The organism is Rubritalea squalenifaciens DSM 18772 (genome assembly GCF_900141815.1).
Taxonomy (GTDB): Bacteria; Verrucomicrobiota; Verrucomicrobiia; order Verrucomicrobiales; family Akkermansiaceae; genus Rubritalea; species Rubritalea squalenifaciens.
The window spans coordinates 113,049-128,163 of sequence record NZ_FQYR01000005.1; the positions used below are offsets into that span (position 1 = coordinate 113,049).

Here is a 15,115-nt window from a genome sequence, read left to right on the forward strand (position 1 = left end):
TATACCATCTTTAGTGCACGCCGAAGCCTGAAAAGAAGATGTCTGCAATCGCCGTGTCTTGGAAGTGGGTGCCAGGATAGACATCCGTGATGACGAAGCTGACTTGGGTGATTGTACCGGGCTTGAAGGTGATATCCGGGAACTCTACCGATTGAGGCTCTACGGTATCCTTCAGATTCACGGTGCTCAGATATTTGCCATTTACCAGAATCTTCAGCGTTTTGACCCGGCTATTTTGACTCCAATGAGTACTGGTTCGTGCAAAGCCATTGATGAGTGATAGCCTATTAATTCCCAGAGGGTTTTCTCTCTCCTCGTACTGCTTGGCTCTAGTGTCGAAATGAAACGTGACACTTTCTCCGATGCCATAGCCTTCAGCTCCCTCCACCCAGACAGTGTCTTTTTTGTAATCGTGGATATTGCTTACGTCATAGGAATGGATTCCATCACGCAGAGTGGTTGAGGCATTGATTGAAATCGGTGGAGCTCCGCAATACCAGCTGCAGCCAATCCCGTGGCCATGGTCGTCGACTTCAGGAGGCGTGGGCAGGGGAGGGGCGGTGATTTTGTCTGCACATGAGGTGTACAGCAGAGAGCCTAAGCTCAATGCGGGTAGGAATGCTTTCATGTGGGTATCCTAGAAGAAGCTGGAAAGAATTAAATGCTGAAAATCTAGCTTTTTAGGTGTCGCTTAAGAAGCATTCGGCTTAATAACGTGTTTACTTTTTTGGGGGAGAATAGGAAGGTTTCGGCATGTCCGCTATTTACGATGAGCTGAAGGCAATTTTGTTGGCAAAGTCCGTGAGGACTGGTGAGTTCACCCTCGCATCTGGAGCGAAGTCCGATCTGTATATTGATTGCCGCGTCACGGCGCTTGATCCAGTGGGCGCCCGCCTGATTGGCCAGCTTGGCTGGGCGGCTGTTCGTGAAAAGATCCAGAATGATGGTCTTAATATCGATGCCATCGGTGGTATGACCATGGGGGCGGATCCGATCTCCTTGGCAGTGGGCATGACTTCAGCCATGGAGCACCCGGAAGAAATGCTTCAGGTATTCAATATCCGCAAGGAGCCTAAAGGCCACGGACGCGGTAAGCAGATTGAAGGAAACTTCAAAGAAGGCGACCAGGTTGTCGTGGTAGATGATGTGATCACCACAGGTGGTTCTACCCTTAAGGCTATCGATGCGATCGAGGCCGCTGGTGGTACCGTGAAGTTCGCTCTGGTCCTTGTCGATCGTGAGGAAGGTGGGCGCCAAGCCATCGAGGAGCGTGGGATTCCGGTTGTTGCTCTTTACAGTAGAGCGACCTTGTTAGGCGAATAGTTCTCTGCTATTCTTGAGCTATGGAAGCGTCACTGAAGAAAGATCTCGCAGCATGCGGCTCTCTTTTGTGGCGCTCTTTCTTTCTCATGCCCTTGATGCTCGCAGTCTGGTTGGTGGTGGGTACTCTGTGGCTAAGCCGCTACCTACTTCCCATTCCAAGTGCGCTGTTCATCTATGCTGGTCACTGGAGCATGGCTTGGACGTTTTTGGCAATTTGGGCAACGGTGATGATCTGCTTCCGTGGTTTAAAGCTGAAGCGGATGTTCGAGCGCGCGCCGAGCTATTTGTTGATTGCTTGAGCTTGCAGGGATCTGTGTTAGCGTGGACATGATGAAGCATGTCGTATTTGCATTAGCTGGGCTTTCTCTTTTCACTAGCTGCTCTAGAGTTGATGAAGAGAAGGCGGTGAAGAAATCTGCTGAGCCGGGAGCTCAGAAGCAACCGGGTGAGACTAAAAAAATGGCTGAAAAGAAGGCAGAGAGTGAGACGGACGAATCACTGAAAAGTGCGAAATCTGAGCCGAAGGGGGATGACCGCTACCTAGGGATGGAGCTGAAAGCTGCCATGGAGTTAGCCAAATCCGAAGGAAGGTCTGCACGTGTCATCCAAGAGGACGGTGAGCACCGCATAGTCACGCGTGATTATCGACCTGAGCGGCTGAATTTTGTCGTGGTCAAAGGAAAGGTGACTGAAGTCACCAGAGGTTAGCCGCTTATTCTGCGACTATGGTGCCTAGCTCATCAGGCGTTGGCAGTTTGCTGACCAAGTCTGGTGTCTCGTCCTGATCTGCAGAGAGGGCGAGATTAGCATCATCTTGGGCTGAATAGCTTGCCATGTCTACTTGGTGGAAGTAGGCGAGGCCGAGCCAGCCGCTGAGGAGAAAAAGTGATGTGGCGATGAAGACTTTGACTTTCATGATGAATGTAGCAGGGGGGCTGGCTAAGTTCCGGGCCATGTTAGGCTGTTTTTCCAGCAGTTGTAAAGAAATTTAGGTTTCTTTAGTTTCTGATCTGCGCGGGAGATGCGATGGAACCGGGTAATTGTCAACGATATATGCCGAATTCTTTGTCTTATCTTCGTCTGCTTTTTGAAATGACAAATGGCTGGCTGGTGTTGCCGAATCGATCCACGGAGGAGACGGCAATCGCATCTGGGCTGCCTTTCAAGTTGATACCAGATGCGTAAGTCACACTAATAGAGTGCCAGTCCTTGCCGTAGCGAGCCTGAACGGCGTACTTGGAGGCATCTCGGACAGGCTGCCAGCGGACCAGAGTAATGTTGCCCTGCAAGGTGGCTGAGATGGAGGGAAGGCCTGGGGTGCTTTTGCTGAGCCAGGGCATCGGTGGTACGAGTGCAGGGGCAAGGTAGGCAGATTTTTTCAAGTCGTTGCTGATGCCTCCTCGATTTTGCATGAGTGACTTCATGCTCCAATGGACGTGGCCTACCCAGTTTTTGCCGATGGTGCGGGAGTAATTGACTTGATTGACGATTTCGGAGGCTTTTCGACCGGGATCCTCTGAGGAATTGATACGGGCTGTCGCAATGCCGGGCCAGACGGGGCGTGAGCCTTGGGAACGCCACCAGGCGAGTAGTGCGGTGTATGACTGTTTTCTGGGAGAGATTCTCCAGTAAAGCTGGGGTGAGAGGTAATCACACCAGCCCTTTTGTAGCCACTTGCGTGAATCTCCGGCAAGATGTTCGTAGGCGTCGATACCGGCTTCAATGCCAGCAGGATGACCCGGGCGCCAGATGCCAAAAGGCGAAATGCCTACCCGCACCCATGGTTTGGTCTGCTTGACAGAGCTGTACATGGACTGGACGAAGGAATCCACGTAGGCGCGGCGCTGGGCAGGAGTCTTCCCGTCTGGGAACTCGGGGTTGGGACGGCCGTTGACGACCGTGGGATAGGGGTAGAAATAGTCGTCGATGTGAACGCCATCGATGTCATAGCGTTTGACGACATCGAGAATGACGGAGAGGGCGCGGTTACGGGTAAAGGAGGAGGCAGGGTCGAGCCAGCGGTATTGCTTGTAGGGGCGAATATCACCTTTGTTGGTGCGCATGACGTGGTTGCGGGCAGTCGGGATATCCTTGTTCGGCAAAGCACGGAAGGGATTGAACCAGGCGTGCACTTCAATACCCCGGGCATGGGCCTGCTGTATACAGAAGGCGAGTGGATCGTAGCCGGGTGAGCGGCCCATCGTGCCGGAGAGCCAGTGAGACCAAGGCTCGATCGAGGATTTGTAGAGGGCGTCAGCATTCGGCCTGACCTGGAAAATGATCGCATTCAGGTTCAGGGCTTGGGCTTCATTGAGAATGCGGAGGAGTTCAGCTTGCTGGGCCGAGGCCGAGAGACCGGGGCGTGATGGCCAGTCAATATTGTAGACACAGGCTACCCAGGCCGCGCGGAATTCCCGGGGAAACAGGGGAGGTTGTTCGTTGCTGCGGGTATACCCTTGTGCCAGGGCTGAGACGGCGGTCAGTGCAAGAATTAGTAAGGCGCGAATCACGGGCTGTATACTAGCCCAGCTTCAGCTGAATGAAATGGAAAAGTCCGTAAACGGGGGGAATTTCAGTAATCAGCAAGAGCGCCTTACCGGTAGGCCACGATTCCGTCAACGATGGCGCTCGCACAGAGGGACTGGTACCAAGAGGAGGAGCAGCGTTTCCGCTCGTAAGGATTACTGATGTATCCGCACTCCACCAAAATTGCGGGGCAATGCGTCTGGTTAAGCACGGCGTACTTGGCACCCAGGCGTGTTTTCCTGTCCTTGATATTGAGTTTTTTCACCATGCGGCTGTGGATCTGCTGAGCGAGAGCCTTTCCTTTGGCGCTGGCGTAATAGGTTTCCAGCCCTCTTACGGAAGTGTGGGTGCTGGCATTAAAGTGAATACTCACGAAGATGGCGCCGCGATAATTATTGGCGATATTGGCCCGCTTGCTGAGTGAGATGAATTGGTCGCTTCTGCGGGTCATCGTTACGGGGATTCCGCGGGCTTTCAGTAGAGTCTCTACCTTGCGAGCGACTTTCAGGTTGAGATCGGACTCACGAACTCCACCCCAGATAGCGCCTTTGTCCTTGCCTCCATGACCTGGATCCAGAATGACTCGGCTGAATTTCGCAGCGCTGGCAAGGCTGACCATACTGAGCACTGCCAATAGGATGAGGGTGAACTGTGGTAGCCTTGGGATTTTCATGAGATAGACGCTTCAGATGAAATTTTAAAAACTTTAATGACCTGGGTCAATATTTTTTAAACTTATTTAAATAGTTAATGCGTCTAAATAAAAAATGCCCGCATGAAGGATGCGGCATTCAGAAAAAGCGATGGATGCGGGACTTAGCCGTCTACGGACTCAGCGAGGGTCTTTTGTACTTTCTTGGAGAGAAAGGGGCGCACCAGGCCATAGATCAGATAGCAGCTGAAAATGAGGGTCGGCGCATACCAGCGTGTGGCTTCGATGACGAGAAGCATGATGACCATACCTCCCAGAAGGATACCCCAGAGCGAGCCTTTGGTGCTCCAGTCGACTTTCTTGAAGCTGGGGTAGCGTACGTTGCTGAGCATCAGGGCGGATAGTCCGAGCATCACGGCTGCGAGTACGTAACTCCAGATGCCGAGGTTCTTATCGGATTCGTAAAGGTGGATGATGAGGAAGGTGATGGAGGCAATGAAGCCCGCTGCCATCGGAATGGGGATACCGCGGAAGTCCATGGAGTCGCCTTCCTTCTTGGGCATATTGGCGAGGCAGTTGAAGCGCGCCAGGCGCATGGCACCGCAGAGCAAGTAGATGAAGGCGATAGCCCAGATGATCTTGTTGTCACTGCCTAGTTTTTCAGACAGGGGGAAGAGAACTGCTTTGGAGACCAGCAGGGCGGGAGCCATGCCGAAGGAGACGACGTCTGCGATGGAGTCAAATTCCTGACCAAACGGGGACTCCTGACCGCCGAGGCGAGCCAGGCGACCGTCCAGAAGATCGAAGATACAGGAGGCAAAGATCAGCATAATGGCCCGCTGGTACATAGGGTAAGCGGTTCCGAAGGAGTCCATCTGCATGCCATTGAAAATAGTCAGTACAGCAAAGAAGCCGCAGCAGAGATTGCCGGCGGTCATCAGGTTGGGCAGGAGATAGATTTTAGGTTCCTCGCGTTCTTCTTGCATCGACGTAGCTTGAGCATAGTTGAGGGCGGATAAACAGTGGAAAATTACCGCCCGGTTAAACTAGTGTACGTGCAATTTTCAAAAATGGTTTCTTTTTTACTGCGAAAACTGGCCTGAGTGTATGTATCTTGCGCCCAGACATGGCTGACCTTACTGCGAACACCACAATGGCGGAGATCACCTCCACTTTCCCTGGCTCCAAGCGCGCTCTCTTTGCTCGCTATCATATCGGGGGCTGTAGCTCTTGTGCCTATAGGGATGACGAGACTTTAGCCGAGGTTTGTGAGCGCAACGAGATCAAGGCTGATGAGGCAATCGAGTACATCCTTGAGAGTCACGAAGTGGACAAAGCCATGTTGATCTCTCCTCAGGAGGTGAAAGCTCTCATGGATTCGGGTGAAGAGGTTCTCTTACTGGATACCCGAACACGTGAAGAGCATGAGGCGGTCGCGATCGCAGGCTCCAAATTCATGACGCAGGAGTACCAGCAGGAATTGTTTGGGACCTGGGGCAAAGACAGGCTGATAGTGCTCTATGATCACACTGGGGGGCGCGTACTAGATACCTGTGCCTGGTTCCAGGGTCATGGTCTCAAGGGGGCCCGCGGCATGACCGGCGGCATTGATGCCTGGAGCAAGGAAGTCGACAAAAGCGTGCCGCGATATAGGTTGGAGATGGAGTGATGTTTCGCTGGATTCTAAACAAGCTAAAAGGTCGCCCAGATGTGACTCAGGCCGGAACTGCACCCGGGCGCGTAAGTATTGATCTTACATTCGAGGAATTGCATCGTAATTATGATATAAGAACCTCTGAGTTTAAGGGCTTGAGTCTATCTAGTATTCGGCAAGAGGCTAGATTAGCGCATTGGATCGGGGCGTCCGACTATTCGGGATTTATTAGAGAGAGATCCCTGAGATTTATCATTGATCATTTCCAGGAGGGGGACGAAGAGCGTATAATGTTGAGGTTGTCGGATTGGGTTCCGCAAATCAGCTCAATTGCTTCAGATTGGATTATAGCCAATTTTAATCAGCTTCCATTATCAGCAATTTATGCCAATCAGAGAATCATTCTGTATCTTTCTCGAAAAGCGAGAGTGGTCACAAAACCTGCATATAAGGTAATCCAGCGAGATGTTTTGGAGCGTGTTTCTCATCTGGATGAGGAATGTTTTTTTAAGTTTGATTTAGCTTTCCGTAAGTATTTGTACAAGCTCTCTATGAATGGTGACCAGAAGCTTCGTCCGTGGATGATGTCTGATAGTGACCCCAGAAACCGCTTGTTACTTTTGAATCTCATTGGGGAGTGTGACCGGTTGACTGACACTGAAGTCGCAGCTTTCGAGTCCGATAGGTCGGCTCTTGTTAGGCGTCGTTATCTCTATTACTTGTTGTCACAAGGAAAGATGGCCTCAGAAGATTTTTTGTGGTCCATGGCTTTGCATAAGAGCAAGGGTTTAAGGGATCTCGGGAGATACTATTTGGAAAAGGAGTACCAAAGAGATGTGTACGCTAAGTATGCAGGTCTCTCTGGAGAGTCGTTTTATTATATTGCTGACTATGAAAGGGCTTCAGATCTGGATGTTTTTGTCAGAGGGGTGAGGGAGGGATGTAAAAGAACCCGGATGCTTTGTCTGCAGGCAATAGTGAATCTTGAGCCGAAGCGCATCTTGGAATTAAGTATTCATGATTTACTGAAAGCCTCTGGCAGCGAGAAGTTTATCGTTTATCAAGTGCTGCCAGATCTACTCACTCTGGAAGAATTAAGAAGCTATCGTGAGGATATTGAGAGTGCTAGCCCCAGCGGATGCGAACATTACATGAACATGATTGGGAGAAAATCGTTTTGGGCATTTGTCTGCGACGGGTTAGATTACCTCATCAAAGATACTTCGGAGTCGAGCGTTCGGAGTCTAGTGTTTGATACAATCCAGAGGAAAAATTCCATATTTGAGCAGCTGTCCAGTGAGCTCGAATTCAGGATTCAGTCCAAACTGGAGGAGCTGGAGAATTCTTCAAAAGGTGAGTATTCTAAGTGGATCGAGCATGTCAGGTTTATTTTGAAAAATGCTTTATCTTAGTTAAAATAGGTCAAGATAAGGGATATAGTGTAAAGTGATGCTATGCGGAGTTTTGTTCTTTTAATGGTTTTAGCTGCTTTGCTCAGAGCGGAAGATCTACCCGTGCTTTCTGGGGTGGTGAATGGCTTTGCTGTTGATCTGTATCAGCAGGTCGAGAAGAAGCAGAACTTCTGTTATTCTCCCTATGCGCTGCATGCTGCCTTATCGATGATTGAGGTGGGGGCTGAGAAGCGAACCAGGGATGAGCTCTACGCTGGCTTGAAGCTCCTGGGTGAGAGAGGGGATACCGTGATCCAGCATGCGAATGTCTATGGGGACATGGTAGAGCGCTATTCCAGGGGGCTTCCAAAGCAGCTTGAAGGAAAAGAAGATCCGTTAGATCTGTTTTTGTTGAACCGCATTTATCTCAGTCAGCAGAGAAACTATGAGCGAGATTATCTGGAAATTGGTCGTGACGTGGCTGGCTACGGCATGGAGAAAAAGGATTTCGAGCGAGATCACCAACGCATTCAGAAGCAGGTCAATGCCTGGGTGGCACATGAAAGTCTTCAGCGGATCGAGAATGCTCTGCCAGAGAATGCCGTCCGGAAGGATTCTTCACTGCTGTTACTGAATGGCTTGTTCTTCCAGGCTCCTTGGCATGAGCCCTTTGATGTGAAGTTGACGAAGCCGGGTGGATTCCATCTCCATGACGGCAAGGCGGTGCAGGTGCCGATGATGCAGCGGGAGGGAAAGTATGGTTACTTGGCGAATAGTTCCTGGACGGCGATAAGTTTGCCATTTGGCCAGTACTCGGAATGTCACCTGGTTCTGATAGTTCCCAAGGTGGTGGATGGGCTGAGTGGGCTAGAGCAAAATTTGAAGGCAAAAGACCTGATGGACATGAGGGATCTACCACAGCGGACCCTCCGCCTCCATATGCCAAGATTCGAGCTGAAAGGAGAGAGCCAGCCTCTCATGCCAGCTTTGAAGGGCTTGGGAATCAAGCGGGCTTTTGATGACCCGAAAGGGAGTGCTGAATTGACCCAGATAGATGCTACACGAAATACGGTGTTAGGCCCCGTCTATCAGAAGAGCTATTTCAAGGTCGATGAAATGGGGTGCGATGTCCTGAAAGCTTCCAGCGCGGTGTTACTGGATCGAGTCTTTGAGCAGACCGGACGGGGTTTCGAGTTTAAGGCTGATAGAGCCTTTCTCTTCCTGGTTCAGGACAGCCGCACAGGAATGGTACTCTTCATGGGAAGAGTGGCTGATCCGCGAGCCCATTAGAGACTCGTTAGTGGGTCCAGTCGTCCTCAAGCATGTCTTGATGAATGACGACGTGCTCTTTCTCCCGGTAGCGAAGTCTCTCCCGGTAGTCCTTGATGGCGGCTTTGCGGCGTGTGGTCTCTAGGCTCGCGAAGATTTCAGGTTTGAGTTCTTCGTAGCTGCGCAGTTGAGGATCTTTCCTGTCGGTCACTTCGATCAGGTGCCAGCCGAGTTTGGTGCGGATGATCTTAGCTTTACCCTTTGGAAGGGCAAAGACCGGAGTGGAGAAATCCAGCGGTAGGCGTGACTGGGTCATCCAGCCTAGATCTCCACCGCTGTTCTTGTTCCGTTCGTCTTCGCTGATTGAGGCGGCCAAGTTCTCGAAAGTTTCCTCTTGGGAGGTAATTCTCTTGAGTGCGTCCTCCAGTTTTTGGGTAGCCTCTTCTTCCTTGTTTGTGAGCGCAGCTAGAAAGATGTGCCGGGCACGAAGACTTGCTGGGGTGGTGAGTTCTTTTTTGTGGTCTTCGTACCATTGCTTGGCTTCTTCCTCAGAGACCACAATCCCGGGAGCGATGTGTGCCTCCAGGTATTTGTCTTGCTGGAGTTTGGCGGCTAAGCGGAAGCGCAGTTCTTTTTCCCCCTCAAAGCCCATGTCGTCCATGGCCTTGAAGAGCTCGTCTTTAGTGGTGAATCGGCTGGCAAATCTTCTCAGCGCGGCTTCGATCTCCTCGTCACTGACCGGGTATTCGTCTGCATTGAGTTTCACCTTGATGCGGAAGATGTACTGGTCGATGAGTTCTTGCAGCACTGAGTTTCGCAGAGCTATGCGCTCGCTCTTGCTTACGTCATTGCGTGTGCGGCCTGTGCGCCACAGGATTTTGTCGACACCGTAGTCAACCTGGCTCAGCAGGATGGGCTTATCAAAGACCCTGGCGACAACTTGTCTCTCCATGTCGCTGGCGAGCTTTTCCTCCGGAAATCCCTGCATCTTGCGGACGCTTCGCTTGAGTGGGCCATTGAAGAGTACCAAATCAAATAGAAGGTACAGCATTAGCACGGACCAGAGGCCCAGGCGAATGACGAATTTGGAGGACATTTTCATGATCTCAGATAGAAGCTACGAGCAAGAGAGTCTGACGGTGAGTGATGAGTAGGCTGGAGACCAGCATAAAAAAACCGCCCAGTCCTCGGAAGGATGGGCGGCGTAAGCTATGAATGGTGTGATGAATTAGTTCACAGCAACTGCTTCCGGACCAGTTTCACCGGTACGGATGCGGATTGCTTCATCAACGGAGGAAATGAAAACTTTACCATCACCGATCTTGCCGGTGTTTGCGCTCTTCACGATAGCCTCAGCCACTGTCTGGGAGAGTTCATCATCAACAACGATTTCGATCTTCACCTTAGGAAGGAAGTCGACTGTGTACTCAGATCCGCGGTAGATCTCAGTGTGACCTTTTTGGCGGCCGAAACCTTTAACTTCTGTTACCGTCATGCCCTGGACGCCGACGTCAGCGAGAGCTTCTTTTACTTCTTCGAGTTTGAACGGTTTGATGATTGCTTCGATTTTTTTCATGGCTTGAGTCGATCAGTTATGGATACGGGGAATAAAGCAGGAGGTGTGCCAACGTCAGCTTATAATTGTTGCATACCCGTAAACCATCTAAGGTTAGAGTAATAATCATGAGCGGTAGTGGCAAGTGAATACGCCTTCTGAAGGGCAAGTAAATTGTCATCAGCGAAGGATGTAGCGGGGGCCGGGCAGTTGGCGGACCAGACTTTTCATCTCAAGCTTGAGCAAGGTAGCTGAAAGTTGCTGCACACTAAGGCCTGTGGAGGCCACAAGCTGATCGAGGAGCAGTTCTTCTTTGGATAGCACTGAGATGACGGAACTCTCCAGCTCGTCAAGTTCAAGGACGGGGGCTGGTGTATTCGCTAGATCGGATGCTGACTGCATCAGGGGAAGGGTTTCCAGGTCGTCCAGGATGTCTTGGGCGCTGGTGACGAGGGTGGCTCCGTCCCGGATAAGCTGATTGCAGCCAGCTGAAGTGGGGCGGTCGATGGGGCCTGGCACGGCGTAGATGTTCTTGCCCATGTCGGCGGCCAGATTTGCGGTGATCAAGGAGCCGGACCATTGAGGGCATTCTACGACGAGAACCCCGGAGGCCCAGCTGGCTACGATCCGGTTCCGCATGGGAAAGGTTTTCTTGTCTGGTGGTTGCTGGAGTGGAAATTCGGAGACGACGGCACCGTGACCGTCAGCGATTTCCTCCGCCAGCCGCATGTTCTCGGGGGGATAGAGTTGGGCCAGGCCGGAGCCAATGACGGCAACAGTTCTGCCCCCTGCCTCTAGGGCTCCACGGTGTCCAAAGGTATCGATGCCGCGTGCGAGTCCGGAAATAATCGTCAAGCCGGAGGCTGCCAAGTCGCGCGACAGCGTGAGTGCGGCACTCTGACCGTAGTGGGTGCAGCGGCGAGAGCCGACGACGGCCATGGCGTGCTTGTCTTTGTCTTGCAGCTCGCCCCAGACATAAAGTGCCAGTGGCGGGTCATACATCTGGCGTAGCGGGGCGGGGTAGTCATCGTCTTCTTGAGTGATGATCTGAATGCCTCGCCTCTCAGCTTGCTGGATTTCAGCAGCCAGATTGATGCTAGTTTCCCAGGATCGGATGATTTGTGCGGTCTCATTGCCAATTCCCCTGACCTGGGTGAGCTTGTTAGCCGGGGATGTTAGGATGGCTTCGGCGGAGCCAAGAGCCTCTAGCAATCTCTGCACACGGACAGGGCCTATCTTAGGCAGCATGTTCAGCGCGATCAGAGCTTCCCTGTTAGTCATGATAGAAACGCTAACAGAAGGAATAGCATCTTGGCGAGAAGTTTACGTGTTCAAATGAGTCTATTTGATCTCTTTGATCGTGATGTCCTTGAACTGTAGGGCAAGGTCGTCCCTGGCGTGGAGTTGCAGGGCGATGTGTCCCTTCATGCCTACATGATGCTTTTTATGATGTTCGTCATTGAGTACGCCCTCGCCATCATAGTCAGAAACGAGGTTACCGTTGAGCCAGGTCTGGATCTTGGTGCCGACAGCCTTGATGCGCAGCGTATTCCAGCCGTCTTTCTTCCAGACGACTTGGTGCTTGGTGTCTTCGGGGTTCACTTTCCAGCTAGGCTTGACCGGGTGGATCCAGTGCTGGGTTTCGAAGGTTTCATCATAGATGAGGCCTATCCGGTAAGGCGTAGGAGTATGAATATCGATCTGGGGGCCATTCATCCACATACCTTTGCCCTTAGGGTGCGGTGAATAACGCGAACGAATCTGGATACCTGAGTTTCCGCCAGCTGGGCGCAGCTCTTTGATTTTGAGGGAGAGGTCGAAGTCTGCGAATTCCTTTTCGTGAACCAGCCAGACGTAGAGGTGCTTTTTGTCGCCCTTGGTATCCACGGTGATGGCGCCGTCTTTGACGGACCAGTAGTCTTTGCCTTGGTCGCTTTTCTGATACTCGGCTTTCCAGCCAGTAAGGTCTTTGCCATTAAATAAGCTGATGGCTTCATCGGCATGGGTGGCACAAATCAGTGACAGGCTGGTGATGGCTGTGAGCAGGGCTTTCATGGTTTTCTTTAAATGGAAGTGGGCTGGATTTGAATAGTATTACCGATTCTAGCTGCCAGATCTAACATAGAGGCAATAAAAAACCTGCGCACCACAGGGATGCGCAGGTTAAAATGATCTCTCAGATCTCAGAGACTTACTTCTTGTAGACGGAATCCGGGTCGAAAGTAAGGTCTTCAGTGAAAGTCAGTGCGGTCGGGTCTGTGCCGGCCTCGAGGTCTACTTTGCGGTAGAAGCAGGAGTTGCGGCCAGTGTGGCATGCGCCAGCGCCTTGCTGATCTACGTAGAGGATGACTGCATCCTGATCACAATCGGTACGGATCTCGACGATCTTTTGAGTATGGCCGGAGGTGGCTCCTTTGTGCCAGATCTCTTGGCGACTGCGTGAATAATACACGGCTTCACCAATTTCGAGTGTCTTGAGGAGGGATTCCTCGTTCATGTATGCCAGCATCAGAGGCTCCTTGGTCTGGGCATCCATGGCTACAGCCGGGATGAGACCGTTTTCGTCAAACTTAGGTGCGAAAACTGGTGCTTCTTCTACGGTTTTCTTGTCGTTACGTCCGCCGAATGTGAGGTTACAGCTCATGATTCTAAGTGGTTATGCAATGGCGATTCTCTCGTCTTTTTCGAGGAGCTCGGTGAGGGAGTCCCATCCGGACTCTGTCTGGAGATTGAATACGCTGAGGTAGAGAGCGGTCAGCTTTTCACCGTTCTCTTCGATCAGCTTGTCTACAGCAGCCTTGAGCTTATCTGCATCGAGAGTTTCTGGCAGCTCACCGTCTACGGAGCCTTTGCCGTCGTGTTCGATGCCCATGGAGTCGCAGAAGGACACGAGCATTTTCTCTTGCCCCTTCATGAAGTAAACTTGGAAGAGGTGTTCGCCGATCATGTCGCAGCTCTTCAGCTTGAGTGTTTTGTGAAGCCAGGCGATCTGCTCAGGGACGGACTTCTTAGTGACAAATACTGGACGGAGTTTGCGGTCCTGAGCCAGCGTAGCCACGGTGGTCTTATAGAGGTCGCGCTCTTCGTCTCTCATCCACTGGAACATGTCCTGGATGAGTGTCGGGTCGATATTTTGGTAGATTTCGTAAGCTTTCACGATGGTCAAAATTGAATTGATGGAGTGAAGGCTGTGTGCCATGCCCAGTCAAGGGTGTAGTGTGCGGGAAATCCGTAAAAAAACGGCTGAGGAATCAGCCGTGTGAAGAGAAAGGTGGGTAGGAGTCTGCGAACTTATTCCCGGTGACGGGATTTACCCCTGCGGCGGCTAGATTCGCCATCGCTGGGATTGCCCCGCTGGGTAGAGACGAAGGTGCGATTATCGCTAGATCTACTGCTTCGCTGGCGATTGTGCTCACTGTGGTTACCGCCTCTTGAGCGAGTTCGCTGGTAGCTGTCACCTCTGGAATGGCTTCGTTGATAGCTCCTGTGGCGATCATGGTCTCCAGAGCGGTGAGATCTCCCGCTGTGATGCTTGACGTGGTGACTAGAGTGAGGCTTCCGGTGACCGTAGTGGCGATGATGATGGCCGTGATGATGTCTGTTTGCGTGGCTGTAGTGGTAATACGGGGAGCTATAGTAGCGGGGATAACTGGAATAGCTGGTATAAACATAGCTGCTACCAGTATAGCCGGGGCTGTAATAACCATCATAACCCGTGTAATAGGCGTCATACACGCAGGAGGGCAATAGGAAGGAGAGTAAAACCAGACCTATTGCGTAAAAAGAGCGACGTATTCTCGGATTTTTCATGGTGTAGTGTTCGACGTTGATGCTATCACATCTATTCACACAGTAGCTTATTTTATCTGAATTAGTTAAAATAAGTGTGAGTTTTCAATGGGAGAATACTTTGTAATCACAATTATCTTGAAATCTCACGGAAAGCCTTCAAACTTAAAAAAAGGGTTTCCACCTCGCGGTGAAATCACTAGGTTCCCATCTATTCCATGAAAAATCCATCTATATCTTTATTCAGGAACAAACCCAGAGGCTTTACGCTCATCGAATTGATCGCGGTGATTATGGTGATCGCGATTTTGATGGGTATCGGAGCAACGACCCTGAAGAACGTGACAACGGCAAAAGGTGTAAACACCGGAGTGCCAATCGCTGAGAGTATCTTTTCCGAGGCTCGCTCACTGGCCAAAGGCAGAGGTGTGGATGCCTATGTCATCATCTACGCAGATACTTCAGATAACGACGCGGACATGACCGAAAAGCTCTATCGTTACATGGGTGTAGCAACCAATGCCGAATACGACGCGAACGGGAACTTGACTGAAGGCTCAGGTACACTGCGCCTGACAAGTCGTGGTTCTATGTTGCCGACCAAAACATTCTTGAATGCCAATCTCAGTGGTTTGACTGATGCGGACAAAATGCCGGTTTTGATTCCAGGTTCCAGTGATCCAAAGGAATGCTACGTCTACCGTTTCAACTCTGAGGGCATCCTCGTAGAGCCGACTCTCTCTGGAGCGAATGGCCCTCAGGCTCTGTTCGTGATTCAATCAGGTGTGATGACCCCGGGTTCAGATTTTCCTAGGGAATTGCCGAAGAATGAGAAAGACGTAGGCGGTTTCGCTGTGTGGAGAAGTGGTCAGACTTCCGTCTTCCGTCACCCGGACCAAATCCTCGACATCAACGGAGCTGTGGACGCTTCTTTTGAATAAATACCAATTTCCTCA

At 51.3% G+C, this 15,115-nt stretch carries 19 protein-coding genes; 7 read left to right on the plus strand and 12 right to left on the minus strand.

The genetic code is table 11. The features are described 5' to 3' along the window. Positions 1-10: 10 nt before the first annotated feature. A complete protein-coding gene (locus tag BUB27_RS13730) occupies positions 11-628 on the minus strand; it encodes an NADase-type glycan-binding domain-containing protein (RefSeq protein WP_143184434.1) in 618 nt (205 codons plus the stop codon). 125 nt (positions 629-753) lie between these two features. Here BUB27_RS13730 and pyrE point away from each other — a divergent pair, with 125 nt between their 5' ends. Genes pyrE through BUB27_RS13745 form a run of 3 tightly spaced genes read left to right on the plus strand, consistent with a single transcriptional unit; the run spans position 754 to position 2,031 of the window. Further along, positions 754-1,323, plus strand: coding sequence for an orotate phosphoribosyltransferase (gene pyrE, locus BUB27_RS13735; RefSeq protein ID WP_143184435.1), 570 nt, complete (start codon positions 754-756; stop codon positions 1,321-1,323). Positions 1,324-1,343: 20 nt separating this feature from the next. Further along, entirely contained in the window at positions 1,344-1,622 is a 279-nt protein-coding gene (locus BUB27_RS13740) for a hypothetical protein (RefSeq protein ID WP_143184436.1), read from the plus strand. A gap of 28 nt (positions 1,623-1,650) precedes the next feature. Further along, on the plus strand, positions 1,651-2,031 hold the full coding sequence (locus tag BUB27_RS13745; RefSeq protein WP_143184437.1) for a hypothetical protein: 381 nt from the start codon (positions 1,651-1,653) through the stop codon (positions 2,029-2,031). Between the two features lie 4 nt (positions 2,032-2,035). Here the strand turns inward: BUB27_RS13745 and BUB27_RS13750 are convergent, their stop codons facing one another. From BUB27_RS13750 to pssA, 4 genes are all read right to left on the minus strand, one after another. Further along, positions 2,036-2,278, minus strand: coding sequence for a hypothetical protein (locus BUB27_RS13750; protein ID WP_159434969.1), 243 nt, complete (start codon positions 2,276-2,278; stop codon positions 2,036-2,038). A 115-nt stretch (positions 2,279-2,393) separates the two neighbouring features. Continuing rightward, positions 2,394-3,833, minus strand: coding sequence for a glycoside hydrolase family 10-like protein (locus tag BUB27_RS13755; RefSeq protein ID WP_234991758.1), 1,440 nt, complete (start codon positions 3,831-3,833; stop codon positions 2,394-2,396). A gap of 83 nt (positions 3,834-3,916) precedes the next feature. Continuing rightward, complete coding sequence (locus tag BUB27_RS13760) at positions 3,917-4,522, minus strand: N-acetylmuramoyl-L-alanine amidase family protein (protein ID WP_143184439.1); 606 nt, start codon at positions 4,520-4,522, stop codon at positions 3,917-3,919. A gap of 143 nt (positions 4,523-4,665) precedes the next feature. Continuing rightward, entirely contained in the window at positions 4,666-5,487 is an 822-nt protein-coding gene (pssA, locus tag BUB27_RS13765) for a CDP-diacylglycerol--serine O-phosphatidyltransferase (RefSeq protein ID WP_143184440.1), read from the minus strand. Between the two features lie 140 nt (positions 5,488-5,627). On the opposite strand from pssA, the gene BUB27_RS13770 reads away from it, so the two are divergent. The 3 genes from BUB27_RS13770 (at position 5,628) to BUB27_RS13780 (ending at position 8,836) form a co-directional block, all read left to right on the plus strand. Beyond that, the gene (locus tag BUB27_RS13770; RefSeq protein WP_234991759.1) at positions 5,628-6,170 is read left to right on the plus strand and encodes a rhodanese-like domain-containing protein; all 543 of its coding nucleotides are present in this window, start codon (positions 5,628-5,630) and stop codon (positions 6,168-6,170) included. After that, complete coding sequence (locus BUB27_RS13775) at positions 6,170-7,567, plus strand: hypothetical protein (RefSeq protein WP_143184441.1); 1,398 nt, start codon at positions 6,170-6,172, stop codon at positions 7,565-7,567. Before BUB27_RS13770 ends, BUB27_RS13775 begins: the two co-directional genes overlap by 1 nt. 78 nt (positions 7,568-7,645) lie before the next feature. Continuing rightward, positions 7,646-8,836, plus strand: a complete 1,191-nt coding sequence (locus tag BUB27_RS13780) for a serpin family protein (RefSeq protein ID WP_159434970.1) — start codon at positions 7,646-7,648, stop codon at positions 8,834-8,836. Positions 8,837-8,843: 7 nt separating this feature from the next. On the opposite strand, the gene BUB27_RS13785 is transcribed toward BUB27_RS13780, so the two are convergent. From BUB27_RS13785 to BUB27_RS13815, 7 genes are all read right to left on the minus strand, one after another. Continuing rightward, the gene (locus BUB27_RS13785) at positions 8,844-9,917 is read right to left on the minus strand and encodes a peptidylprolyl isomerase (RefSeq protein ID WP_143184443.1); all 1,074 of its coding nucleotides are present in this window, start codon (positions 9,915-9,917) and stop codon (positions 8,844-8,846) included. A gap of 126 nt (positions 9,918-10,043) precedes the next feature. Beyond that, on the minus strand, positions 10,044-10,391 hold the full coding sequence (locus tag BUB27_RS13790; protein ID WP_143184444.1) for a P-II family nitrogen regulator: 348 nt from the start codon (positions 10,389-10,391) through the stop codon (positions 10,044-10,046). Positions 10,392-10,550: 159 nt separating this feature from the next. Further along, positions 10,551-11,651, minus strand: a complete 1,101-nt coding sequence (gene dprA, locus BUB27_RS13795; protein ID WP_143184445.1) for a DNA-processing protein DprA — start codon at positions 11,649-11,651, stop codon at positions 10,551-10,553. A gap of 60 nt (positions 11,652-11,711) precedes the next feature. Continuing rightward, a complete protein-coding gene (locus tag BUB27_RS13800; RefSeq protein WP_143184446.1) occupies positions 11,712-12,425 on the minus strand; it encodes a 3-keto-disaccharide hydrolase in 714 nt (237 codons plus the stop codon). Positions 12,426-12,561: 136 nt separating this feature from the next. After that, a complete protein-coding gene (gene hisI / locus BUB27_RS13805) occupies positions 12,562-13,014 on the minus strand; it encodes a phosphoribosyl-AMP cyclohydrolase (RefSeq protein WP_143184447.1) in 453 nt (150 codons plus the stop codon). Between the two features lie 12 nt (positions 13,015-13,026). After that, positions 13,027-13,527: a hypothetical protein gene (locus BUB27_RS13810; RefSeq protein ID WP_143184448.1), complete on the minus strand. Its 501-nt coding sequence runs from the start codon at positions 13,525-13,527 to the stop codon at positions 13,027-13,029. A 94-nt stretch (positions 13,528-13,621) separates the two neighbouring features. Further along, on the minus strand, positions 13,622-14,041 hold the full coding sequence (locus tag BUB27_RS13815) for a hypothetical protein (RefSeq protein WP_143184449.1): 420 nt from the start codon (positions 14,039-14,041) through the stop codon (positions 13,622-13,624). Between the two features lie 336 nt (positions 14,042-14,377). Here BUB27_RS13815 and BUB27_RS13820 point away from each other — a divergent pair, with 336 nt between their 5' ends. Beyond that, complete coding sequence (locus BUB27_RS13820) at positions 14,378-15,100, plus strand: pilus assembly FimT family protein (RefSeq protein ID WP_143184450.1); 723 nt, start codon at positions 14,378-14,380, stop codon at positions 15,098-15,100. Positions 15,101-15,115: the final 15 nt, after the last annotated feature.

What these genes read in the sequence shown, in the direction of transcription:
- BUB27_RS13790 (WP_143184444.1), bottom strand. Translation starts at nt 10,391, where the DNA reads ATGAAAAAAATCGAAGCAATCATCAAACCGTTCAAACTCGAAGAAGTA.
- BUB27_RS13750 (WP_159434969.1), bottom strand. Translation starts at nt 2,278, where the DNA reads ATGGCCCGGAACTTAGCCAGCCCCCCTGCTACATTCATCATGAAAGTC.
- BUB27_RS13820 (WP_143184450.1), top strand. Translation starts at nt 14,378, where the DNA reads ATGAAAAATCCATCTATATCTTTATTCAGGAACAAACCCAGAGGCTTT.
- pyrE (WP_143184435.1), top strand. Translation starts at nt 754, where the DNA reads ATGTCCGCTATTTACGATGAGCTGAAGGCAATTTTGTTGGCAAAGTCC.
- BUB27_RS13800 (WP_143184446.1), bottom strand. Translation starts at nt 12,425, where the DNA reads ATGAAAGCCCTGCTCACAGCCATCACCAGCCTGTCACTGATTTGTGCC.
- BUB27_RS13740 (WP_143184436.1), top strand. Translation starts at nt 1,344, where the DNA reads ATGGAAGCGTCACTGAAGAAAGATCTCGCAGCATGCGGCTCTCTTTTG.
- BUB27_RS13770 (WP_234991759.1), top strand. Translation starts at nt 5,628, where the DNA reads ATGGCTGACCTTACTGCGAACACCACAATGGCGGAGATCACCTCCACT.
- dprA (WP_143184445.1), bottom strand. Translation starts at nt 11,651, where the DNA reads ATGACTAACAGGGAAGCTCTGATCGCGCTGAACATGCTGCCTAAGATA.
- BUB27_RS13760 (WP_143184439.1), bottom strand. Translation starts at nt 4,522, where the DNA reads ATGAAAATCCCAAGGCTACCACAGTTCACCCTCATCCTATTGGCAGTG.
- BUB27_RS13745 (WP_143184437.1), top strand. Translation starts at nt 1,651, where the DNA reads ATGATGAAGCATGTCGTATTTGCATTAGCTGGGCTTTCTCTTTTCACT.
- BUB27_RS13815 (WP_143184449.1), bottom strand. Translation starts at nt 14,041, where the DNA reads ATGTTTATACCAGCTATTCCAGTTATCCCCGCTACTATAGCTCCCCGT.
- pssA (WP_143184440.1), bottom strand. Translation starts at nt 5,487, where the DNA reads ATGCAAGAAGAACGCGAGGAACCTAAAATCTATCTCCTGCCCAACCTG.
- hisI (WP_143184447.1), bottom strand. Translation starts at nt 13,014, where the DNA reads ATGAGCTGTAACCTCACATTCGGCGGACGTAACGACAAGAAAACCGTA.
- BUB27_RS13785 (WP_143184443.1), bottom strand. Translation starts at nt 9,917, where the DNA reads ATGAAAATGTCCTCCAAATTCGTCATTCGCCTGGGCCTCTGGTCCGTG.
- BUB27_RS13730 (WP_143184434.1), bottom strand. Translation starts at nt 628, where the DNA reads ATGAAAGCATTCCTACCCGCATTGAGCTTAGGCTCTCTGCTGTACACC.
- BUB27_RS13775 (WP_143184441.1), top strand. Translation starts at nt 6,170, where the DNA reads ATGTTTCGCTGGATTCTAAACAAGCTAAAAGGTCGCCCAGATGTGACT.